This is a genomic window from Salisaeta longa DSM 21114 (assembly GCF_000419585.1).
Classification (GTDB): domain Bacteria; phylum Bacteroidota; class Rhodothermia; order Rhodothermales; family Salinibacteraceae; genus Salisaeta; species Salisaeta longa.
Genome location: NZ_ATTH01000001.1, coordinates 2,751,708 through 2,774,695 on the forward strand (window position 1 = coordinate 2,751,708; position 22,988 = coordinate 2,774,695).

Genomic DNA, 22,988 nt, shown 5'->3' on the forward strand with positions numbered 1-22,988 from the left:
GCCGCCATGAATGCACCCACTGCCTCTACCGACCGCCCGCTCATTGAGGTGGTCGACCTCAAGAAACGCTACCTGATGGGCTCCGAAGAAGTGTGGGCCCTCGATGGCGTAAGCCTCAACATCCAGGCCGGCGAGTACATCGCCATCATGGGGCCCTCCGGCTCCGGAAAATCCACCTTCATGAACATGCTGGGGTGCCTGGATACGCCTACCAGCGGCACGTACTACCTGAACGGCACCGACGTGAGCCACCTGAGCGACGACGAGCTGGCCGAGATCCGCAACCGCGAGATTGGCTTCATCTTTCAGACGTTCAACCTGCTGCCGCGGGTCGATTGCCTCCGCAACGTCGAGGTGCCGCTCGTGTATGCCGGCATGCCGCGGCACGAGCGCCGCCAGCGCGCCGCCGAAATTCTGACCGATGTGGGGCTGGGCGATCGCCTCACGCACAAGCCCAACGAGCTCTCGGGCGGGCAGCGCCAGCGCGTAGCCACCGCCCGTGCGCTGGCCAACCGTCCCTCGCTCGTCTTGGCCGACGAGCCCACCGGCAACCTCGACACCGAGACGGGCGACGAGATCATGCGCCTCTTTGAAGCGCTGTACCGGCAAGGCAATACGTTGCTGGTGGTCACGCACGAGGAAGACATTGCCCAGCACGCACGGCGCATCATCCGGCTTCGCGACGGTAAACTCGAACAAGATACAGCGGTGGCGCAGCCGGTCTTGGCCGATGCCACGGTGGCCCTCAACTGAACACAGCGCGGCGCCCGCGCCACCGCCGGAGGCATAAACGAACAAGCGTGTAACGAATACCAAGCCACGGGTACGTATCTTGCGTACCCGTCGCTGTGTTCAGCCCTCCGCATGTTTTCGTTTTCGCCTTATGCGACTCCTTGCTTTGTTTGCTGCCGCGTTCGCCCTTCTCACCACCGCGGCGCCCGCGCACAGTCAGGCCACCCTGCGCGTTACAGCCCTCAACGTCGAGCGCAACGTCGGCGCCGCCGACGTGCCGCTCATCATCGAGAACAATGCCATCGGATTTCGGGATACGCTCGTGACCGACGCGCAGGGCCAGGTGGTGCGCAGCGGCCTCTCCACCGCCGGCCGCTACACCGTGCGGGCGCCGGAGACGAATCGTTTTTACGCCGCCCGCCTCGACGACCTCAGCCTGCGCAGCAACCAAACGCGCAGCGTCACGCTCTTCCTCTCGCCCCTGGCCGCGTTTGAACTGGAGCAAGTAACCGTCACCGACGCCGGCGTTGCCGAGGTCAATCGCGTGGATGCCGAAGTGTCGGCCACCCTGCCCGTCGAAACGCTGCAAGCCACCCCCGTCGAGGGCCGCGCCCTCTCGCAGGTGCTCTACCGCCTGCCCAACGTCACCCAGGCCACCGGCTTCTTCCCCGAAGCGCCCACCGTTAGCATCAACGGCGCCAACGGGCTCTATGCCAACTACATGATCGATGGCATGGACAACAACGAGAACTTTTTGGGCGGCCCGCAGATGGACCTGCCCATCAACATCATCCAGGATGTCATGGTGCTCACCAGCAACTATTCGGCGGAATACGGGCGCACCGGCAACGGCGTCATCAACGTAACAACAAAATCCGGGAGCAATACGTGGCGTGGCGAGGCGTACTACCTGACGCGCCCGGGCCAGCCCCTCGATGGCAACACGCAGTACGCCCAGCGCGACCTGTCGGGGAACGCCGTCAGCGCGGGCTTCGAGCGTCATCAGGGCGGCGTGCATGTGGGCGGGCCGCTGGTGAAAGATCAGACGTTTGTCTTTGCAAGCGCCTCGCACATCGCCGACTGGAAGGACAACCTCTTGCGCGTCCCGCAGCTTGGCCTGCAGCAGACCGTGCCCGGACGCAATCAGTTTTCGTACGCTACGCTGCGCCTCGATCATCGGTGGACGGACAAGTGGCGCTCCACCCTGCGTACCAACTGGCAGCGCGTGCGCATCGAGCGGCAGGGCGGCGGACTTACCGGGGGCGTGCTGTTTCCGTCGGCGGCCAACACGCAGCAGCGCGACGGCGGCCACGTGGCCCTGCAAACAACCTACGCCGGCAGCCGCCTGGTGTACGAGGGCAACGTGCAGTACAGCCGCTTCCACTGGAACTACGCGAACCCCGCCAATCCCAACAGCCCGCAGGTGACGGTGCTCGACCCGCAAGAGACGACCATCGCCGTGCTGGGGCACCCGGGCTACACCTTCGACGAAACCGAAAACACCCTCCAGGTGCAGCAAAAGCTGACGTGGAACTGGGGCGCGCACACGCTCAAAACCGGCGTCGATGTGATCAACACGCACATCAACCTGCTCGACGGCGGCAACCCCAACGGCAACTACACCGTGCGCCTCACCGCCGATCAGGTGGCGGCGCTCAACGAACGAGGCATTACGCAGGGGCTGCGCGCCACCGACTTGTCTACCCTGCCCGGGCCGGTGAACGTGCTCAACTACGCGGTTGAGCTGCGGCCCGGCGCGCTCACCAAGTGGCAGAACCAGGTGGGCGTGTATGCGGAAGACCGGTGGGCCGTCTCGTCGGCCCTCACGGTTACGGCCGGGCTGCGGTGGGACTACGACTCGCTCTCGAAGGGCGGCGGCACCACCGGCGACTGGAACAACATTGCGCCGCGCCTTAGCCTCAACTATGCGCTGAGCCCGCGCAGCAGCGTGCGCGCCGGGTATGGCATCTTTTATGACAAGGTGCTGGCGGCAATTTACACCGATGCGGTGATGCAGAGCACCACCTCGGCGGCCTATCGCGACCAGCTGCAGACCCTCATCGATCAGGGCCGCCTGCCGGCGGGCACATCCATTGCCCGCATCACGGCCAATGGCAACCTCACGGCCACCGTGCCCAACGCCTCGTACCTCGACGCGCCGCGGGGGGCCGCGCTTGCCGCTGCGCGCGACGACGTGTTCAGCAACGAGCGCCGGATCCTGAACCCCAACGGCTACGAGAACCCGATGACGCAGCAGTTCTCCATTGGCTACCAGCGGCAGTTGGGGGCCAGCACGCTCTTCTACGTCGATCTGATGCACACGCGCTCGCGGCACCTGCCCCGGCTGGTGGACCTGAATGCGCCGGCGCCATACGACGTGTCGGCGGCCGAGCTTGCCGCGGCCGGCGATCCGGCCGATGTGGTGCGCTCGCAATTTGCCGCCGACCAAACGCGGCCCACGGACATCTTCCAGCGCACCAGCAGCGGCGCCATCGCGCGCGACGCAAACGGGAATCCGCTGTACCGCCCCGGCGCGGCGCGCACCATCACCATGACCGAGATGGCCGGCGCGGCGCGCTACTGGGCTGCCACCTTCAACGTGGTCAACGCGCGGGGCCGCGACGACTTCAGCTATCGTCTCTCGTACACGCTCTCGCGGCTGCGCAACAACACGGACGACATCAACTTTCGCGCGGAGGTGGCCAACGACTTTGCCGACGAGTGGGGCCCCTCGGTGAACGACCGCACGCACGTCATGGAGGGCCTCGTGACGTACTACCCCACCGCCGGACTCGGCGTGACGCTGGGGGCCACCGTGCAAAGCGGGCAGCCCGTAAACCGCATCCCCGACGCGGTCCTGTTTGGCACCACCGACCTAAACGGCGACGGCCGCTCGTACGGCGCGGCCTACGTGGGCAACAGCGACCGCTGGCCGGGGACCGCGCGCAACAGCGACCGTCTGCCCTGGGCCGCCACGTTCGACGTGAGCGTGCGCTATGCCGTGCCGCTCTACAACGGCCGCGTACAGCTCACCGCCGACGTCTTTAACGTGCTCAACGATCAAAACTGGAGCGGCTACGCCAACAGCGCCACCCAAAGCAATCAGATTCAGGTGGGGCCGGCGCGCCGCGGGCTCGTCAAGAAGAACGCCGGGCCGCCGCGTCAATTTCAATTTGGCATCGCCTACCGGTTCTAGCCGTCAGCACGATCAAACCGTCGGAGCGGCCGGCCGCTACCAGCGCATGACGCGGTCAGGCGCCACCGGCAGCTTGCCGCGCCAGTACTGGATGAGCCCAAAGCCAAAGAGCATGCCGCCCAGGTGGGCGAAGTTCGCCACGCCCGCCTGCGTCCCCGAGATGCCCGAGAAGAGCTCCAGCGCCCCCAGGCCAATTACCAGCCACTTGGCCTTGATGGGAAACAGAAAGTAGAGGTAGATCGGGCGGTTGGGAAACATCATGCCAAAGGCCAGCAGCACGCCAAACACGCCGCCCGATGCGCCGATGGTGGGCACCGGGGCCTCCACAAACAGCAGATGCACCAGCGCTGCGCCCACCACACATACGAAGTAAAAGGTGGCGAAGCGCTGCGACCCCCACTTGTTTTCAATCTGCACGCCAAACATCCAGAGCGCGAACATATTGAAGAGCAGGTGCCCAAAGCCGCCGTGCAAGAAACTGTACGATACCAGCTGCCACACGCCAAAGCCCGGCACGGCCCCGCGCCCAAAGAGGCGCACGCCGAACGCGCCTTCGCTGCCCACCGGGTACAGCGGCAGTTGGTTGAGTACGTGGGCCAGGAGCGCGCTTTCGGTTAGGGTTTGCTGTGCCACGAACTGTGCCATGAAAAACAGCACGTTCAGAATCAGCAAGTTTTTGATGACCGGCGGAAAGACCGCGAACTGGGTAGGCGGCTGGTAGTAGGGGCGTCGATTCATAACGGCGGGTCTTGACCAAAAACGCGCGGCAAGGCGCTACGAAAATCAGCATTGGTACGCGGGGCGTGGCCGTGCGTTCGGGCCCCCTGTGGCGTTCGCGTGCAGAAGCGCTGTCCGGAAATCCTGCGGAGGTGGCGCGCCCGCTCCTGCGTCGACTTTTCAAACAGAGCGTTCGCGACGCTGTGGTTCTCTTTGTTTCCGACATGCACTTTGGCCGCTTCGATCGGCCCACGACGCGCGCCCACGAACGCGCCCTGATTGACTGCCTGAGCGCCCAGGCCGCAGACGCCACGCATCTGTACCTGGTGGGCGACGTGTTCGATGCGTACATCGAGTACCGCCACCTTGTGCCCAAGGGCTGCGTCCGCTTTTGGGGGTTTTTGGCCGACTGGGTCGACGCCGGCCGCGCGGCTACCTACCTGCTGGGCAACCACGACCCCTGGCATCGCTCGTACCTGACGGAGGAGCTGGGCGTGCGCCTCGTGCCCAACGCCCTCACCGCGCACCATGCCAGGCACGCCGTGTACGTGGCCCACGGCGACGCGGTGGCGGCCGGCCACGGAAACCTGGCGCGCCGCGTGCGGCCGGTGCTGCGGCATCCGTGGGCCGTGGCGGCGTATCGCACGCTGCTGCCGGCCGACTGGGGGATGGGCCTCGCCCGATGGGTGAGCCGGCGCCTGCATCGCGCACCGGAGCCCGCGGTAACACAGGCGCTTCGGGCGCACGCCGAGGCCGAGCTCCGCACCCACGACGCCGTGGTGATGGGCCATAGCCACACCCCGCTGACCCACACGCACAACGGCGGCACCTACGTCAACCTGGGGGCGTGGTACGAATCGCAGACCTTCGCCCGTTTGGATGCTGATGGGCTGGCACTCTTCCGGTGGACCGACGCCGGGGCCCGCCCGTGGCCAACAACAACGTAACAAGGCCCTGCGGCCTGCGTACGAGCCCCTCTGAAGGCTGCGCCCACGCCGCGCGGCCAATCCCTTTGTATTGAACGCCCGGATGCTTCATGTCTGATTGGTCCTACTCCGAAGAAGAGTTGGAGCAGTATTTCAATGATCGGACGTCGCGCCACGAACGTGCGCCCGGCGACGATGCGTCTCCTGCGTCCCCAACGCCCAACGGGTCCAACGGCACGCCGCCCAATGCGCCCGGCGGCCTTCGGGGCTTCTTCTACGATCGGTTTGCGTCTCCCGAGAAGGCCCAAGCGGCCTTCGTGCTGTCGCTGCTGGCCGGAAGTGTGCTTCTTGTCACGCTGCTTTTGGGCGGTTACATGTGGTCGCTCACCGACGATATTCCGTCGACGAAGCGCCTGGAGAACCCCACCTTCCAGCTCGCTACCATCGCCTACACGGCCAATGGCAAGCAACTAGCGCGCTACGCCAGCCAAAACCGCTCGTGGGCGCAGTACGACAGCATCGCGCCGGAAGTGATCAATGCGCTGGTGGCTACCGAAGACCATCGCTTCTACCAGCACTGGGGCGTTGACATCCAGGGCATCATGGGGGCCATCTTCGACATTCTCACCGGGGGCGATTTGCGCGGCGCCTCGACCATCACGCAGCAGCTGGCGCGTAACCTCTACAACAAGGTGGTAGGCCGCGAGGTGACCATCACGCGGAAGCTGAAGGAGATGGTGACGGCCGTGGAGCTGGAGCGGCGCTACACCAAGCGCGAGATCATTGAGATGTACTTGAACACCGTGAGCTTTGGGTACAACGCGTTTGGCATTGAGGCCGCTGCGCGCACCTACTTCGGCACCTCGGCCGCGCAGCTCGATACCCTGCAATCGGCGACGCTGGTGGGCATGCTGAAGGCCACCACGTACTACAACCCGCTTGCTAACCCCGAGAACTCGCAGGACCGCCGCAATGTGGTGCTCAGCCAGATGGTGAAGCGCGGGTACCTGTCGCAAGCGTTCTACGAGGCCCACGCCGATGATCCGGTGGATGCGGAATACCACTCGGCAGAACTCTACGCGAGCCTCGCGCCCTACTTTGCCGAGCATGTGCGCACCACCCTTGACGAGTGGACGGAAACGCCGGGCCACCCGCTGCATGGGCGCAACATTTACCAAGACGGGCTGCGTGTGTACACGACCCTCGATGCGCGGCTGCAAGGCATGGCGCGCGCGGCTGTCGACTCGCAGATGACAAAGCTACAAAAGGTTGTCAACTTTGAGTGGTCGCAGGAAACCGGTAGCCTGTACAGCACGCAGCTGGAGGACTACGTGGAACGTGCGCGTAAGGGGGGATACACGCCGTTCCAGGACTTTTGGACGGAGCGCGACGGCGTCGTCAACGACTTCATTCGCGCCACCGACCGTTACGCTGCGCTCCGTCGCCAAGACGTGGGCGCCGAGGCTGCCATCAATCAATTGCGCCAAAATCAGGCGTTCATGGATTCGTTGCGCGCCATTGAAACGCGGCTGGAAACGGGCCTCGTGTCCATCGATCCGCGCAATGGTCACGTAAAAGCCTGGGTAGGCGGGCGTAACTTCAGAAAAGACAAGTACGACAAGGTAAGCATTGCGCGCCGTCAGCCGGGCTCTACGTTTAAGCCGTTCGTGTACACCACGGCCATCGACAACGGCTGGTCGCCCTACGACACGCTGCTCGACAGCACGTTTTCGTGGAAAGACCGAGGGGCGGATACGACATGGACGCCGCGCAACTTCGGCGGCTCCAGCGGCCAGATGCTCACCCTCAGTCAGGGCCTCGCGCGCTCTATCAACACCATCACGTCGCGCCTCATCCTTCAGGTGGGGCCGGCAAACGTAGCCCAGTACGCCCAGCGGATGGGCATCAAAAGCGACCTGCCAAAGGTGCCCTCGTTGGCATTAGGAACCGCCAACGTGCGTTTACTGGAGATGGCCGCAGCCTATTCCACACTGGCCAATGGCGGGTTGTACTACGAGCCCACAGCGATTACTCGCGTGGAGGACCGCTACGGAAACGTTCTGTGGCAGGCCCAAACCACGCCTCGGGAGGCGCTCTCTGAACAGACGGCGTACACGGTGGTCGACATGATGCGCGGCGTCATTGACTACGGCACCGGTATCCGCATCCGTACGCAGTGGGGGCTGGGCGAATACGATTTTGCAGGCAAGACGGGCACCACGCAGCGCAGCGCGGATGGCTGGTTCATGCTGATGCATCCCGAGCTGGTGAGTGGATCGTGGGTGGGCTTTAACGACCCGCGCCTTACCTTCCGCACCAGTTTTTGGGGCCAGGGGGCGCACAATGCGCTGTTCGTTGTGGGCGACTACTATCAGCAGATGGCAGCTTCGGAGAAGGCAAAGCTGCGCGAAGACGCAACCTTCCCGATGCCCGACCAATTCCGCACCGCGTCCGATTCCACAACCGCCCGCCCGATGCCCACGCGCCAAAACCGGGTGGGCTGGTGACTGGTCGTTTGATGCGTTGGTGGGCCGTAACGGGCGTTCTGGTGGCCGTGATGGGTCTGTTGAGCGCGGGCTGCGCGCAGGGCCAAGCGCCCGACTCGGCGGCCACAGACGACGCCTGGCTCGTGCTGCCGTACGCCGCGTATGCCCCCGAGACCAAGCTGTCGGGCGGATTGGTGGTGGGCTGGTATGCGCCGCCGCAGGGCGGCTATGCCTCCAACGTGCAGGGCCTGGTGACGGTGACGCAGCGCCGGCAGGTTATCGTGCAGGTGCAGCCCGATGTGTACCTGCGCGGCGGGCGGTGGCGGGTGCTCGGGGAGGTGCAAGGCAGCTACTTCCCGGATACGTTCTACGGCGTTGGCGGCGATACCCCGACGTCGTTTGCAACCGATTACACCAGCACCGAGGCGCTGCTCGATGTGGCGGTGCAGCGGCGCATTACCGCCGGGTGGCATGCCGGGCCGCGGCTGCTGAGCCGCTACGAGCGGATCACGGCGCTGGAGGAGCTGCCGCCGGGCCAGGCCGCACTCGCGGGCCGCGAGCGGTCGTGGGTGCTGGGGCTGGGCGGGGTGTTCACGCGCGACCGGCGCGACAACCGCTATTTCCCGCGGCGCGGCTCCTTTGCCGAGGCATCGCTGCTGGGCGTTACGCGGCTCCTCGCCGGCGGGCGCGTCTTCGCGCAGTCGCGCATCGACCTCCGGGCGTATCGCCCGTGGGGGCCGGGCATTGCAGCGGCACAGCTGTACGGCGAAGCGACGATGGGGCAACCGCCCTTCAGCCTGCTCCCGCAACTTGGCGGTCCCGATGTGCTGCGCGGCTACCGCGAAGGCCGCTTTCGCGACCGGGTGTACTGGGCCGCACAAGCCGCCTATCGCCTGCCGCTCTTTTGGCGGTTTAAGGCGGTTGCGTTTGGCAGTGTGGGGGAAGTGGCCGGCGGGCTCACGCCAGATCTGGTGGGCGACCTCGCGTTTGCAGCGGGCGGCGGCGGACGCCTGCGGCTCACCGACGGGGGCGTGCACGGACGCATCGACCTGGCCTATGGAAGCGGCGGCTGGCAGCTGTACCTCTCCATGCTCGAAGCCTTTTAGCGACGTGGCGGGCAGAACCGCCCGCCGCCCGCCCGCATACGAAGCGTCCACTCGTTGCATACATGCTTGCCTCATATGCGCATTTTAGGCGTCGACCCCGGCTCGCGGTGCACCGGCTACGGCATCATCGATACCGCCGACGAAACCGCCGTTGCGTTTGGCACCATCCGCCTGGATGCCGACGACAGCCACCCCGAGCGCCTCAAGCAGATCTACGACGCCCTGTGCGCGCTCATCTCCGATCATGCGCCCGAGGCGCTGTCCGTTGAGATGCCCGTCTACGGCCGCAACGCGCAGTCGATGCTCAAGCTGGGCCGGGCGCAGGCCGTGGCCATGCTGGCCGGACTCAACGCGGGCCTGTCGGTCGATCAGTACACACCGGCGGAAGTGAAAAAGGCCGTGACGGGCAACGGCAACGCCTCGAAGAAGCAGGTAGCCTTCATGGTTCGCAACATCCTGTCGCTACGTGCCGAGACATCGGTGCCGCACGACGCTTCCGATGCCCTCGCGATTGCGCTCTGCCGACAGTACCGCGCGGGCCACGGGCACGATCAGACGTCGTACACCGGCTGGGCGAGTTTTGTGGACAACAATCCGGACCGGGTGGTGGAGTAGCGCCGCTGCCTACGGCGCGGGCGGCGCCAGTACCCGGTCGATGACGTACACCGTTCCGTTGCGCGCCGACACGGGCGGCCCCAGCACGCGGGCCGCGCCAACCTGCAGCGTGTCGCCCGCGGTGCGCAGGGGCACGTGGAGGCTGTCGAGCGTGGCAAGGCTGTCGCGGGATCGCAGCGCCTGGGGGGAATAGGGACCGGGCGCGAGGTGGTAGCGCAGGAGCGTGCGCAAGCGCGGCCGCCGGGCGGGGGCCAACAGCGCCGCGAGGGTGCCGGGCGGAAGCGCCTCGAACGCCGCGTTGGTGGGCGCAAACACCGTGAGCGTCGTGTCGGCGCGCAGGAGACTGCTGAGACGGGCCGAATCGAGGGCCGTGGCCAACGTAGAAAAGCGGGCATCGGTGGCGAGCAGCCCGCGCAGCGATACCGTATCGGTGGTCGCTAGCGGCTGTTGCGGGGTAGGCGCGGGCGCGTCCGTTTGTCCACAGCCGATGAGCAGAACGGCGACAAGAGAGCCAAGAACAACCCGGCGAAGCATAGGCATACGGTGGTGTTAAAAGAGACCGCGGATGGCCCGCAGGAAGGTGACGATGGCGGTGGGGTCGAGCGCAATGGTGAGGAGCAGGCCGCCCAGCGCGCCGCCCAGATGGGCTTCGTGGGCAATGCCGCCGGCCATGCCCTCGCCCTGGTTCATGGCATAGATGGACCCCACCACGTAGAGTACCGCGAACAGAATAGCGGGCATTGGAATCACGAAAAATACGCCCAGCATGGCCAGCGGGCGGTACAGGCAAAAGGCAAACAGGACGCCGCTTACAGCCCCCGATGCGCCCACCGCCGCGTATTCCCAGTTGTCGCGGTGCTTGACGTAGGTGAGCCCGTGGGCCGCGAGCATCGATCCAAAGTACAGCACGAGGTACCCGGCGGGGCCCAGAAAGCGCTCCAGCCACGGCCCGAAGAAGTAGAGCGTGATCAGATTAAACAGCAGGTGGCCGAAGCTCGCGTGCACGAAGCCCGCGCTGATAAAGCGGTAGTACTCGCCCTCGTCGCGCACGCGGCGCGGACGAAACGACAGCTCGTCGAGCAACGAGGCATCGCCCACGAAGGCGTATCCGCTCACGAGCACGTTTGCCAGGATGAGCAGGAGCGTGATGGGGGCGTCAGAGAGTCCAGGCATGCTTATGCGGCAACGGCCGTGCAATGGTTAATCATCGACCGAAAGATGTGGGCGCCGTCGGGGCGGGCCAGCAGGTCTTCCACGCACCGCTCGGGGTGTGGCATCAGCCCAAACACGTTGCCTGCGCGGTTTACAATGCCGGCAATGTTGTGCACGGACCCGTTCGGGTTGGCGGCCTCCGTCACCGCGCCGTCGGGCGTGGCGTAGCGCAGCACCACTTGGTTGTGCGCTGCAAGGGCGTCCAAGACCTCGGCGTCGGCATAGTAGCGGCCCTCGCCGTGGGCCGCGGGAAACGTCACCACGTCGCCTTCCGCAAGGGTATTGGTAAACGGCGTATCGGCGCGCTCCACGCGCATCGTCACGGGCTTGCACAAGAAGCGGAGCGACGCATTGCGCATGAGCGTGCCCGGCAGCAAGCCGCTCTCACACAAAATCTGAAAGCCGTTGCAGATGCCCAGCACCAGCCCGCCGTCGGCAGCAAAGCGCTGCACGTCTTCCATGATGGGGGCGAAGCGGGCCACGGCCCCCGAGCGGAGGTAGTCGCCATACGAAAAGCCGCCCGGAACGATGACGGCATCCACGTCGCCCACCGACGAATCTTCGTGCCAGATGAACCGGGCCGATTGGCCAAAAACGTGCCTTGCGGCATGGTACGCATCGTGATCGCAGTTCGAGCCGGGAAAGACGATCACACCGAAGCGGGTGGACATGAAGCCAGGGGCGCAAGGAGGCAGTCAGCGAAGAAACCATCCGGTAAACGACGCGGCTCCGCGGCGGTTCGGAGGAGGCACACGTCACAAAAAAAGCGCCGACGGGAGATCCCATCGGCGCTTGGTACCGCGTACGGGATTTGAACCCGTGTTACCGCCGTGAAAGGGCGGCGTCCTGGACCAGGCTAGACGAACGCGGCATGTAGGGGCTACAGCGGGGTGGACAGTGGGATTTGAACCCACGGCCTCCAGGACCACAACCTGGCGCTCTAACCAACTGAGCTATGCCCACCATCATGTGTAACCATCGGACCCATACGATAGGCGATGGTTTCGGCGAACGCAAGCCCGCCGTTTACAGTCGGGGTGAACTTTCGGTGGAAGGCGTGTTGGGGCCGCAGCTGCTCGCGGCGCGCGCAAGTGAACGCCCGTGCACCAGACGTAACGGATCGGCCAAGAGCGGCCGCCGTGGGGATCGACCGGACCGGGCGCATCCGTTGAGCCATGCGGCATTGAGCAGACGCATCCTCTACAACAAGATACACCCAACGCAATGAACATACAAGACAAAGTAGCCGTGGTAACCGGTGCCAGCAGCGGCATCGGCCGCGTTATTTCCACCCAGCTGGTTGAGGGCGGGGCAACCGTCTTTGGACTGGCGCGCTCGGGCGACACGTTGTCTGCGGTGCGCGACGAGCTGGGCGACGCGTTTCATCCGGTGACGTGCGACGTGCGCGACGCCGCATCGGTCGCCGAGGCCTTTGCCGTGGTGGAAGACAGTGCGGGCCGCTGCGATGTGCTCGTAAATAACGCCGGCTATGGCGAGTTTGGTGGTATTGAAGACCTCACCCCTGAGGCCTTCGACCAGCAGCAAGCCACCAACGTGAACGGCGTCTTTTTGTGCACGCAGCAGGCCGTCCCGATGATGCGCGCGCAGAACGAGGCCGAGGGCTTTGGCGGGCACATCGTAAACATCGCCTCTATCGCCGGCTTGCTTGGCAACCCCAACATCAGCGCGTACAACGCCAGTAAGTTTGCCGTCCGCGGCTTTAGCGACGCGATGATGAAAGAGCTGCGCGACGATGGCATCAAGGTGACGTGCGTGTACCCTGGCTCGGTGGAAACGAACTTCTCCGATGTGGCCGGCAGCAGCATTGCGCCCAACCCGATGCAACCCGAAGATGTAGCGGGCACGGTGCTGCACGTCATCGAAGGGCCCGACAACTATCTCATCTCGGAAGTGGTGATGCGCCCGCTGCGCCCCCGCGGTTGATGGCGCTCTGCTGCGGGCCCCAACGGCCTGCGGCATCCAACAACAAAGCGGCCGCCTCCCGAAAGGGAAGCGGCCGCTTCTTTGCTAGGGTTAAGCGCAGGGCGCACCGTCTATTCGAGATAGAACGTGTACGAGCCGCTGCCGCTGTAGGAGTAGACCTCCCAGTAGTAATAGCCCGACGAGCCGTTGTAGTCAATTTGCTCCTCGGACGAGGCAGACGTTGAACTGGCAACTTGCTGCCAGCCGTAGCCCGACCACTTGTACAGGTAGAGGTCGTAGTCTGCGCTGGAGGGGCCCACGAGGTAGCCCGTCTCCGTGCCGTCGCCCGCGTAGTACGTGCCGTCCGGCTGATAGTCGGAGTCGCCGCTGCCTGAGAGCGATCCGCTGAAGGCCGAGCAGTTCGTGCACGGCGCGGTTCCGCCGCCGCCCGATCCGCCGTCATTGCCACCGCCACCGCCGGTGCTGCCATCAAAGAGGCTGTACAGCATGAGGTTGGGTGAGCCTTGCGCATCAGAGACAACGCCTTGTGTGGCGCTGCTCTCAATCGCATTGGTCACGGCCGAGGGGCTAGCACTCGGGTTGTTCTCCAGGTACAGCGCGGCAACGCCCGCTACGTGCGGGGAGGCCATCGACGTTCCGCTAATCGTGTTGGTTGCGGTGTCGCTGGTGTACCACGCCGAGGTGATGTTCGAGCCCGGGGCGAAGAGATCGACGCACGAACCGTAGTTCGAGAACGACGAGCGGCTGTCGCTGGAGGTGCTCGAGCCCACCGTGATGGCGCTGCTGACGCGCGCCGGCGACTTCGTGCAGGCGTCGGTGTTTTCGTTGCCTGCGGCCACGGCGTACGTAACGCCCGCAGCAACAGAGTTTGCTACGGCGTCGTCAATCGACTGGCTGGCGCCGCCGCCGAGGCTCATGTTGGCCACGGCCGGGGCTTGGTAGTTTTGCGTGACCCAGTCGATGCCGTCTACAACGCCGCTGAGCGTACCGCCGCCGCTGCAGTCGAGCACGCGCACCGCGTAAAGCGTGGCATTTTTGGCAACGCCGTAGGTGCCGCCGCCAATGGTGCCGGCCACGTGGGTGCCGTGGCCGTTGCAGTCTTGGGCCTGTTGGCCGTCGCCGATGGCGTCAAACGCGGGCACCGCGCGGCCGCCAAAGTCGTTGTGCGACGTGTTAATGCCTGTGTCTAGCACGTACACGTTCACGCCTTGTCCGCTGGCGTTATAGGTGTAGTCGCCGTCGAGGCCGCTGCGCGCGTCGATGCGGTCGAGGCCCCAGGTGGCATTCGATTGGGTAGCCACGGCGTATACCGTGCGATCCTGCTCCACATACTTCACCCGCGGATCGTCCGCCAGGCGGCTCGCGATGGTTTCGTTAATGCCTTTCGCGGCAAAGCCGGTCAGGGCGGTGGCGTAGGTGTTCTTCACGGCGCCCGACTTGCCAAGCATCTCTTGGGCCAGGGCGCGCACGCCGGCTTCGCTTTTCTGCGTAACGGCGTTGTCTTTGAGAACGACGATGTACTGGCCGGGAATAGGCTCGGAGCGCTCATTCCCCGGAAGCTCGGTGGCGCCTGGCGTATTGGCGGGCGCCTCCGAAGTCATTTTGGCGCTCACATCCGGCTTGTCAGCCGTTGGTGCAACCGTGGGAGCGCTCGATTTGTCACAGCCAGTAAACAGCAGTGCAAAAACGAGAGCGCTGGCGAGCACGCCCCGTGTTACTGCAGGTAAACGATGCATAAAAGGTGGTGGGTAAACCAAACAAATACGAGTGATGAAAAGGCACAACAGCGCGATGCGGCTGCATGGATGGCGTGAGAGCAGCAGCCGGTGGGAGCGGCTGCTACGCATGCAAAACGAATCGCTGGCGGAAGCGCAGGCTTCTCCTGCGTGCTTGGTGGACGCATAAACGTAAGCGATCCCTCCCGCGCCCTTTGCGTTTTGTGCCCTCTTAAAAAGTCAACCTGTGGAGCCATCGCCCGGCAGGCATTCGGCACTTTTTCTTTGCAAAGGTGACGGATATTAACAAACAGGAAACAAATAACCAGGGATTCACGGGTCAGGCGCTACAAATTTACCGAAACCGTATGGAAACTTCATAGTCGGGTGCACCTGTGGGCAGTGAGCGGCATCGTCCGTGATGTAAACGGTTGAAACGACATGGCAATGCCGGCTGCCGAAAGGCCGCCGGCTGCCCGCGCGAATCTATCGGTGAGCGGATGAATCTATCGGCGCGCCCATTGCGTGTGGGAGGTTGCCCTACGCGTTTTTGCTACCTGCAGGCCCTCATGGTTCGCTCCTTCCTTCAATCGCTTGTGCAGCCGGTGGTGCGCCGCATCTCGCCGGTGTGGTGGGCCAACGTGCCGGGGCTGCGTGGCCACTTGGCCCGGGCGTATCCGCCCGCACAGCCGCCGCTTCTGCTGATGGGCTTTCCGCGGAGCGGCACCACCTGGGTGGCCGATGTGATCGGGCGCGCGCCGGAGCTCCTCTACCTGCAAGAACCCGTCACGCAGTCGCGTCCGGCGGGGCGCTATGCCGTCGAAGACAAGGGCCGTGGCGAGGCCCCGGCGTACTACGCCCGCTGGGCCGACCGGGCGTTTGCGGGCGTGCCGGCATTTTCCACAAACATCGTGCGGCGCCCGCGGCAGTGGCGGATCGGCGCGCGTGCCCACCGGCGGGTATTTGTGAAGGAGGTGCATCCGCTGGCCCTGCGGTGGTACGCGGGTCGCTATCAGCCGCAGGTCATCTATCTGGTGCGGCACCCCGCGGCCGTCGCGTACAGCTTCCGCCGTCTGGGGTGGACGCGCCAGCCGCGCGATGCGTACGTGCATCCGTCGCGGCAGGCGCAGTATCCGCCCCCGCCGCGCGACACCTTTTGGGCGCGGATGGGCTACGTGCAAGGGGTTGCGCTGCGGGCCGCGATGGAGGTTGTGCACGACCGGCCGGAGGCCACGGTGCTGCGGTACGAGGCGGTGTGCGCCACGCCGGAGGCGCAGTTTCGGGCGGTGTATGACGCTGCAGGGCTTTCGTGGACGCCTGCAGCGCGCGCGGGCCTCGCGGAGCGCATCACCACCGAGCAGCCGGGCGGCACCCCCTTTGGCACCGCCCGCGATCTTTCCGCACACAACACCGAGCGCTGGCGCGACGAAGTGCCGCAGGCCGCGCAAGAGGCCCTCCGGACGGCGTTCCTGGCCGTCGACCCGCCGTTGTACACCGCTGAGGCCTGGTAGCACCGCCCCCTACATGTCGCTTCGGTCGCCGCACGCGTCCGGTATTAACGGGCATTTCGGATTCTGGCGCGCCCTCCGGTTGCATCCATAGCCTGCGGTGCGTACGCTATCCGTACCCCTGTTGCAAACTATGCAGCACACTGCAGCGGTTGTGCGTGCAGTAGATCGCAACGCCGCTGTAGCCTGTACCGAGTGCCCGGTGCCGAGCGCATCGCTCACGATGCTCCCATGCCGCACACGCCGGGCCCTGCACTGTTTTACTCGTTGCCCCCACAAGGCGGACCGCCTGCGCTATGTTTTCCGACTTTATCCCGCTGTACATCCAGATGCTCATCGCGCTGGGCCTCTCGATGACGCTTCTGAAGGCGGCCGAGCTGATCGGTCCGCGGCGCCTCAATCGTGTAAAGCGCACGCCGTACGAAAGCGGCATGGATCCCATTGGGTCGGCCCGCGAGCGCTACTCCGTCAAGTTCTATCTGGTCGCCATGATCTTCATCGTCTTCGACGTGGAGGTCGTGTTTATGTACCCGTGGGCCGTCAGCTTCCACGACTTCATCGACGCCGGCGCGGCCGTTGGCGTCATGACCGTCGTGATTCTCTTTACCGTCATTCTGGCCATCGGGCTGCTCTACGACATCAAGAAGGGCGGCCTTGAGTTTGAGTGACGGCACACGTTTCATGTTTTTCTGAAAATTGAGACCGTGGGCGTCGCCGGTGCCGAAACAGGGGGCGAACGTGGGTCATTGAACACGTGACGGATTGGCCTCGGCCGATCGCTGCCGCATACGCATGCTTCACTCCATAGCGCATCCCAACCATGGCTGGATCGAACCCCTCCGGCGGACAAGGTTTTCTTACCACGCGGCTCGACGCCGTCCTCAACTGGGCGCGCTCCAACTCGCTGATGCCCATGCCCATGGGGCTGGCGTGCTGCGCCATTGAGATGATGGCGTTTGCTGGGCCCAAAACCGACGCGGCCCGCTTTGGGAGCGAAGCCATGCGCTTCTCGCCCCGCCAGGCCGACCTCATGATCGTGGCGGGCTGGTGCTCGTACAAGATGAGCCACGCCATCCGCCGCGTGTGGGACCAGATGCCCGACCCCAAGTGGTGCATTGCGATGGGCGCATGTGCCTCCACCGGCGGCATGCACCGTTGCTACGGCGTCGTGCAGGGCATCGACAACTTCCTGCCGGTAGACGTCTACATCCCCGGATGCCCGCCCCGCCCCGAGGCCGTTGCGCATGCCTTGATGGACATTCAGGAGAAGATTCGGAACGAGTACTCGGTGACGCAGGACTACACCCACGGGCCCAAGGATCACCGCGCGCCCATCCTCCCGGAAAACGCGCAGGGCTTTCCCGGCCAACTGGAGAAGCCCAAGGCCGCCAACTTCACGCTTGAGCGTCCGGGCCACGACGCGTAACGTTCACTCACGTCTACAGAGAGCTTATGCCAGCCGACGACAAGCGCGCCACGCCGCCGCCTAGCGCCGACGCGGGGCCCGAAAACCTCAAGTTCTACTACACGCCCACCGACGAGGCGCGCCCCGATCAGGACGAGGGCAACCCGCATGCGCAGGGCACCACCCACGTGCCCGAGGTGATTGACGCGCTGCGCGACACGTTTGGCGACGCCGTGGTCTTGCGCGCGGAAACCTATGCCAACGAAGACACCGTCTTCATTGCGAAGGACGAGATTGCCAACGTATGCCGCTACCTGAAGGCCGAGCAAGGCTTCTTGTATTTTGTGGATTGCGGCGGCATTGACCGCTTCACCGAGGACGAGCGCTTCGAGATGTTCTACAACCTCGTCAACATCGACGATGTGAAGCGCCTGCGCCTGAAGGTGCGCATTGACGAAGACGACCTGCACGTGCCCAGCGTGACGCCGGTGTACCGCGCGGCCAACTGGAACGAGCGCGAGGCCTACGACATGTTCGGGCTCATCTTTGACGGCCACCCCGACCTGCGGCGCATGTACATGCCCGAGGATTTTGAGTACTACCCGCTGCGCAAGGAATTTCCGCAGCTTGGCATTCCCGGCTCGCTGCCGCTGCCCCCGCAAACGCCCGAGGGCCCGCTCACCATGGACCCCTTTGCCGCGGCCCACGGCTCGAAGCCCGTCAAGAGCTACGAAGAGCCGACGTCCGATTTCACCGACGAAGACGTCGACTAGCGGCGTCTGGCGTGTTGCTTTCATTGCCCAAGGACCTTTCTGCTCATGGCAAACCTCCCCGACTTTCCGGGCCTCGACTTTGGCGACAAGTTTCGCTTCTGGCCCAAGCATAACGAAAAGATCTACGAGCGGCTCGAATCGAAGCATGCCTGGATTGAAGAAAAGCGCGCCGCGGCGGGCGACGGCGCGATGGGCGATGGTGCCCCGGCCGCCGATGAGGACCCGCTCGAAAATGAGATGATCCTCAACATGGGCCCGCAGCATCCGGCCACCCACGGCGTACTGCGCTGCGTGGTAAAGCTGGACGGCGAGACCATCGAAAAGGCCGTGCTCGACATCGGCTACCTGCACCGCGGCATCGAAAAGCTCGCGGAGCACAAGACGTACCAGGAGTTCATGCCGTACACCGACCGCATGGACTACCTCTCGCCTTATTCCAATAACGTGGCGTGGTGCCTGGCCGTTGAGAAGCTTGCCAACATTGAAGTACCCGAGCGGGCGCAGTGGATTCGCATGATCATGTGCGAGCTGGCGCGCATCTCTTCGCACTGCCTGTGGCTGGGGGTGGGCCTGATGGACGCGGGCGCCGTGTCGGGCTTCTTGTGGACGTTTCAGCAGCGCGAGGACATCTATTCAATCTTCGATGAGGTCGCCGGCGCCCGCTTCACCGTGAGCCACAGCCGCATCGGGGGCGTGGCCTCCGACATTAGCGGCGAGGCCATTCGGCGCATCAAGGCGTTCAACGAGAGCTTCATCGACGAGCTCGACAAATGGGAGAAATTCCTCAACCGCAACCGCATCTGGATCGAGCGCAACAAGGGGGTGGGACGCGTCACCAAAGAAGAAGCCATGGAGCTCGGCCTCACCGGGCCCAACCTGCGCGGTTCGGGCGTGGCGTACGACATCCGCCGCTTTGAGCCGTACCTGAAATACGACGAGGTCGACTTCACCATTCCCATTCGGGAAGAAGGCGACTGCCTGGCGCGCTACTTCCTGCGCCTCGAAGAAATGCGCGAGTCGGTGCGCATCATCAAGCAATGCCTCGACCGCATGCCCGAAGGCCCCATTCGCACCGATGACGCCAAGCAGGCCTATCCCTCGAAAGAGGAAGTGTATTACTCGATGGAAGGCATGATTCACGACTTCATGTACACCGACGTGGGCACCGTCGCCCCGAAGGGCGCGCACAGCTACCACGCCATCGAAAGTCCGAAAGGCGAACTCGGCTTCTACCTGACGTCCGACGGTACCGGCAACCCGTACCGCATGCGCATCAACGCGCCATCGTTTACCAACCTGCAGGGCATGGAGTACATCATGGAAGGCTCACTCGTGGCCGACACCGTCGTCATCATCGGCTCAATGGATCCCGTGATGGGCGAAGCCGACAAGTAGCCCTGCCCCTTCTCCGTTTGCAAACCATCCCGAGCGCTTATGTCGCATTTTGATATTCAGCGGCCCATTGTGGAGCTGCCCGACCAGCAGCCCGAGCCGCAGATTCCGGACGACGAGCTGTTCTTTACCGACGAGGAAAAGGAGCAGATCGCGGCCTACAAAGACCAGTACCCCACCGCCGACGCTGCGATTATGCGCGTGCTGTGGATGGGCCAGGAAAAGTTTGGCTTTCTGCCGCCCGAGGTCATTCAGCTGTGCGCCGATGCGCTCGACATGCCGTTTGCCAAAGCCTACGGCGTGGCCACCTTCTACACGCAGTACTACAAAGAAAAGCAAGGCACCTACGTGCTCGACGTGTGCACGTGCTTTGCGTGCCAGCAAACCGGCGGCTACGACCTCTTGCACTACCTGGAGGAAAAGCTGGACATCCACGCCGGCCAAACGACCGACGACGGCACCTTCACGTTGCAAGAGGTGGAGTGCCTGGGATGCTGCGGCTCGGCCCCGATGATGCAAATCACCAACGGGCCGTACGTGCACAACCTGACCGAGGAAAAGGTGGATCGCCTGATTGAGGACCTGCAAGAGGGCATCGTGCCGTCGTTTACATCGATGACGCTGCCCCAGGACGAAGACGAGATGGGCGGCAACCGCCGTACCGACGTGGAGCACACCGACACGTACCAAACGCAGCCGCTCCCCGAACACGTAGAGTAGTTTGGCATGGCCGATGACTCGCAGCGCGCGCTGCGCACATTGCTGGTTGAGCGCATCGACGGCGTTTCGGCTGAGGTGGAGCGCACCTTGCAAGACGGCGCCCACCCGGGGTACATCCAGGCCCAACTGCGCGAGGCAACGGACGAGCGCCGCTGGATGTGGGCCGTTACCGGCACCATCCTGCTGATGGCGCTGGTGGTGCCCACAGCCATCTTGCGCGAATGGATGTTTACCGCGGGCGCTGTGCCGCGCTACGCCTTCTTGCTGGCCATGGTGGGCGCGTGCGCCTTTGCCGCGAGCCTCGGCGGGTGGGCCTACCACACGTACATGACGTGGCAGCGCAAAGTCGACGCGTTGCGCGCGTTACACCTGCTGGCCACGGCGCGCCACGCATCGACTGCTACGGCCTGATTCTGTTTTCTGAACCTAACGCGTTTCTGTTATGGAAGCCACGAATGGTGCCCAATCCAAAGCCGGCGACTGGCGCAACTACCAGCGCATCTTGCTGCCGCCCGTAAAAGACCTGCATCGCCTCGACGTGTACGAGGACGAAGGCGGCTACGAGGTGCTGCGCGATGTGCTCACCGACGCCGACACAACGCCCGGCGACGTGACCGAAACGGTGAAAGAAGCCAACCTGCGAGGCCGCGGCGGCGCAGGCTTCTCTGCTGGCATGAAGTGGAGCTTTATGCCCGAGCCGGACGATCGCCCGCGCTACCTAGCGTGCAATGCCGACGAGAGCGAGCCGGGCACGTTTAAAGACCGGCAAATCATGGAGTACAACCCGCACCTGCTCTACGAGGGCATCCTCATTGCGGGCTACGCTATGTCCATTGACGTGTGCTACATCTATGTGCGCGGCGAGTACGCCGACTGGATTCAGCACATGGAGCGTGAGCTCGAAAAAGCCTACGCGGCCGGCTACGTGGGGCAAAACATCATGGACACGGGCTTCGACATGGAGATCGTGATCCACAAGGGCGCCGGGGCCTACATCTGCGGAGAAGAAACAAGCCTCCTCAACTCGCTGGAGGGCAAGCGCGGGTATCCGCGGTACAAGCCGCCGTTTCCGGCCCAAAAAGGCGCATGGGACAGCCCCACGACCATCAACAACGTGGAGACGCTGGCGCACGTGCCGCACATCATGAAAAACGGCGCCGAGTGGTTCGGAAACATCGGTGCTGAAGGCCACCCCGGCCCGACGATCTACGGCATTGCCGGACACGTCAATCGTCCGGGGGCCTACGAGTACCCCACGGGCATGCTCATCACCGACCTGATTTACGAGGTGGCCGGGGGCATGCAGCAAGACAAGGGCGTAAAGGCCGTCATTCCGGGCGGAAGCTCGGTGCCGCCGCTGCGTGGTGACAGCATCGAGGGCGTTACCATGGATGCCGAAAGCCTGCGCGAGGCCGGCTCAATGATGGGGACGGCCGGCATGCTCATCTTGAACGAAGACACCGACATGGTGAGTTGGCTGCGCCGCGTGACGCACTTCTACCAGCACGAAAGCTGCGGGCAGTGCACGCCGTGCCGCGAAGGCACCGGCTGGCTGGAGCAGCTGGTAACCCGTATTGACGAGGGCGAGGGACGGCTCCGCGACCTGGACTTGCTGCTCGATCTGTGCGACCAGATGGAGGGCCGCACGATTTGCGCGTTTGCCGATGCGGCCGCCTGGCCCGTGCGCAACACGATCCAGCGCTTCCGGGAAGACTTTGAGGCGAAATGCAAGCCCTCGCACGTGACGGCGGCGTAGGTGCTCGCCGACGCGAGCGATCCATAAGCGCCGGGATTGTTTTGGCGCATGTGTTGCTGCCTCGTAGGTTCACGTATTACTCCTTTGGCTGACTGTAAACGCCCATGGCTACGCTTGCCCCTTCCATCATTGCCTCCGACTTTGGCCATCTGGCGGATCAGGCCGACGCGGCGTTGCAGGCCGGGGCCGACTGGCTGCACCTGGACGTGATGGACGGCCACTTCGTGCCCAACCTGACCATTGGCCCGGGCGTCGTGGCTGCCCTGCGCCCGGTGGCCGAGGCCCACCAAGCGCCGCTCGACGTTCACTTGATGGTGGAGCGCCCCGAGCGCTTTCTGGAAGCCTTCGCCGAGGCTGGCGCCGACGTTCTTACGGTGCACGCCGAGGCCACTTCGCATCTGCACCGTGCCCTCCAGCAGATTCACGCGCTTGGGTGCCGTGCGGGCGTCGCGATCAATCCGGCCACGCCGCTCACACAGATCGAGCCGGTGCTTACGATGGTCGACCTTGTGCTGGTGATGTCGGTGAACCCAGGATTTAGCGGGCAGTCGTACATTGGCACGACCACCGATAAAATTCGGCAGACACGCCGTCGCCTCAATGCGCTGGGCGTTACCACCTTGTTGGAAGTGGACGGCGGGGTGAAGCCGCACAACGCGCTGGAGATTGTGCAAGCCGGGGCCGATGTATTGGTGGCCGGCAGTGCCATTTTTGGCGGTGACATCGCGTCGAACGTGGAGCAATTTCGTCAGTCGTTGATGCTTGCGGCGTGATTCTTGTCCCTG

General features: G+C 64.3%; 21 protein-coding genes and 2 tRNA genes. 16 read left to right on the forward strand and 7 right to left on the reverse strand.

Annotation, left to right across the window (positions count from 1 at the left end; translation table 11 throughout):
• Positions 1-6: 6 nt before the first annotated feature.
• Positions 7-753 (forward strand): ABC transporter ATP-binding protein, encoded by a 747-nt coding sequence (locus tag SALLO_RS0111545; RefSeq protein WP_022836461.1) that lies wholly within the window; start codon positions 7-9, stop codon positions 751-753.
• A gap of 130 nt (positions 754-883) precedes the next feature.
• Complete coding sequence (locus tag SALLO_RS0111550; RefSeq protein WP_028567193.1) at positions 884-3,928, forward strand: TonB-dependent receptor plug domain-containing protein; 3,045 nt, start codon at positions 884-886, stop codon at positions 3,926-3,928.
• Positions 3,929-3,964: 36 nt separating this feature from the next.
• Here the strand turns inward: SALLO_RS0111550 and SALLO_RS0111555 are convergent, their stop codons facing one another.
• Positions 3,965-4,666, reverse strand: a complete 702-nt coding sequence (locus SALLO_RS0111555) for a rhomboid family intramembrane serine protease (protein ID WP_022836463.1) — start codon at positions 4,664-4,666, stop codon at positions 3,965-3,967.
• A 182-nt stretch (positions 4,667-4,848) separates the two neighbouring features.
• Here SALLO_RS0111555 and SALLO_RS16865 point away from each other — a divergent pair, with 182 nt between their 5' ends.
• The 4 genes from SALLO_RS16865 to ruvC all read left to right on the forward strand — a co-directional run bounded on the left by SALLO_RS16865 (position 4,849) and on the right by ruvC (position 9,778).
• Positions 4,849-5,592 (forward strand): UDP-2,3-diacylglucosamine diphosphatase, encoded by a 744-nt coding sequence (locus SALLO_RS16865; RefSeq protein ID WP_051141452.1) that lies wholly within the window; start codon positions 4,849-4,851, stop codon positions 5,590-5,592.
• A gap of 89 nt (positions 5,593-5,681) precedes the next feature.
• Complete coding sequence (locus SALLO_RS16870) at positions 5,682-8,078, forward strand: penicillin-binding protein 1A (RefSeq protein ID WP_022836465.1); 2,397 nt, start codon at positions 5,682-5,684, stop codon at positions 8,076-8,078.
• A complete protein-coding gene (locus SALLO_RS0111570; protein WP_157621430.1) occupies positions 8,075-9,163 on the forward strand; it encodes a BamA/TamA family outer membrane protein in 1,089 nt (362 codons plus the stop codon). Before SALLO_RS16870 ends, SALLO_RS0111570 begins: the two co-directional genes overlap by 4 nt.
• Before the next feature lie 75 nt (positions 9,164-9,238).
• Positions 9,239-9,778, forward strand: coding sequence for a crossover junction endodeoxyribonuclease RuvC (ruvC, locus tag SALLO_RS0111575; protein WP_022836467.1), 540 nt, complete (start codon positions 9,239-9,241; stop codon positions 9,776-9,778).
• A gap of 9 nt (positions 9,779-9,787) precedes the next feature.
• On the opposite strand, the gene SALLO_RS16875 is transcribed toward ruvC, so the two are convergent.
• The 5 genes from SALLO_RS16875 to SALLO_RS0111600 form a co-directional block, all read right to left on the reverse strand.
• Entirely contained in the window at positions 9,788-10,318 is a 531-nt protein-coding gene (locus tag SALLO_RS16875; protein WP_084696275.1) for a fasciclin domain-containing protein, read from the reverse strand.
• A gap of 9 nt (positions 10,319-10,327) precedes the next feature.
• On the reverse strand, positions 10,328-10,951 hold the full coding sequence (locus SALLO_RS0111585) for a rhomboid family intramembrane serine protease (RefSeq protein WP_022836469.1): 624 nt from the start codon (positions 10,949-10,951) through the stop codon (positions 10,328-10,330).
• Between the two features lie 2 nt (positions 10,952-10,953).
• Positions 10,954-11,661, reverse strand: coding sequence for a phosphoribosylformylglycinamidine synthase subunit PurQ (gene purQ, locus SALLO_RS0111590; protein ID WP_022836470.1), 708 nt, complete (start codon positions 11,659-11,661; stop codon positions 10,954-10,956).
• Between the two features lie 122 nt (positions 11,662-11,783).
• Positions 11,784-11,861 (reverse strand) — tRNA-Glu (locus SALLO_RS0111595).
• Positions 11,862-11,879: 18 nt separating this feature from the next.
• A tRNA-His gene (locus SALLO_RS0111600) sits at positions 11,880-11,953 on the reverse strand.
• A 261-nt stretch (positions 11,954-12,214) separates the two neighbouring features.
• On the opposite strand from SALLO_RS0111600, the gene SALLO_RS0111605 reads away from it, so the two are divergent.
• Positions 12,215-12,934, forward strand: coding sequence for an SDR family oxidoreductase (locus SALLO_RS0111605; RefSeq protein WP_022836471.1), 720 nt, complete (start codon positions 12,215-12,217; stop codon positions 12,932-12,934).
• A gap of 110 nt (positions 12,935-13,044) precedes the next feature.
• Here SALLO_RS0111605 and SALLO_RS0111610 read toward each other — a convergent pair whose 3' ends face one another.
• Positions 13,045-14,547 (reverse strand): S8 family peptidase, encoded by a 1,503-nt coding sequence (locus SALLO_RS0111610; RefSeq protein WP_211214090.1) that lies wholly within the window; start codon positions 14,545-14,547, stop codon positions 13,045-13,047.
• Positions 14,548-15,218: 671 nt separating this feature from the next.
• Here SALLO_RS0111610 and SALLO_RS0111615 point away from each other — a divergent pair.
• From SALLO_RS0111615 to rpe, 9 genes are all read left to right on the forward strand, one after another.
• The gene (locus SALLO_RS0111615) at positions 15,219-16,160 is read left to right on the forward strand and encodes a sulfotransferase (RefSeq protein ID WP_022836474.1); all 942 of its coding nucleotides are present in this window, start codon (positions 15,219-15,221) and stop codon (positions 16,158-16,160) included.
• Between the two features lie 293 nt (positions 16,161-16,453).
• Positions 16,454-16,825, forward strand: a complete 372-nt coding sequence (locus SALLO_RS0111620) for an NADH-quinone oxidoreductase subunit A (RefSeq protein ID WP_022836475.1) — start codon at positions 16,454-16,456, stop codon at positions 16,823-16,825.
• A gap of 152 nt (positions 16,826-16,977) precedes the next feature.
• Complete coding sequence (locus SALLO_RS16880) at positions 16,978-17,583, forward strand: NADH-quinone oxidoreductase subunit B (protein WP_022836476.1); 606 nt, start codon at positions 16,978-16,980, stop codon at positions 17,581-17,583.
• A 26-nt stretch (positions 17,584-17,609) separates the two neighbouring features.
• Positions 17,610-18,335: an NADH-quinone oxidoreductase subunit C gene (locus SALLO_RS0111630; RefSeq protein WP_022836477.1), complete on the forward strand. Its 726-nt coding sequence runs from the start codon at positions 17,610-17,612 to the stop codon at positions 18,333-18,335.
• A gap of 45 nt (positions 18,336-18,380) precedes the next feature.
• Positions 18,381-19,730: an NADH dehydrogenase (quinone) subunit D gene (nuoD, locus tag SALLO_RS0111635; RefSeq protein WP_022836478.1), complete on the forward strand. Its 1,350-nt coding sequence runs from the start codon at positions 18,381-18,383 to the stop codon at positions 19,728-19,730.
• A gap of 39 nt (positions 19,731-19,769) precedes the next feature.
• Positions 19,770-20,447 carry an NADH-quinone oxidoreductase subunit NuoE family protein gene (locus tag SALLO_RS16885; protein WP_022836479.1) on the forward strand — a complete coding sequence of 226 codons (678 nt, stop codon included), beginning with the start codon at positions 19,770-19,772 and terminating at the stop codon, positions 20,445-20,447.
• Between the two features lie 6 nt (positions 20,448-20,453).
• On the forward strand, positions 20,454-20,858 hold the full coding sequence (locus SALLO_RS0111645) for a hypothetical protein (protein WP_022836480.1): 405 nt from the start codon (positions 20,454-20,456) through the stop codon (positions 20,856-20,858).
• Positions 20,859-20,889: 31 nt separating this feature from the next.
• Complete coding sequence (gene nuoF, locus SALLO_RS0111650; protein ID WP_022836481.1) at positions 20,890-22,203, forward strand: NADH-quinone oxidoreductase subunit NuoF; 1,314 nt, start codon at positions 20,890-20,892, stop codon at positions 22,201-22,203.
• 104 nt (positions 22,204-22,307) lie between these two features.
• Positions 22,308-22,976 carry a ribulose-phosphate 3-epimerase gene (gene rpe, locus SALLO_RS0111655; protein ID WP_022836482.1) on the forward strand — a complete coding sequence of 223 codons (669 nt, stop codon included), beginning with the start codon at positions 22,308-22,310 and terminating at the stop codon, positions 22,974-22,976.
• The last annotated feature ends 12 nt before the right edge of the window (positions 22,977-22,988 follow it).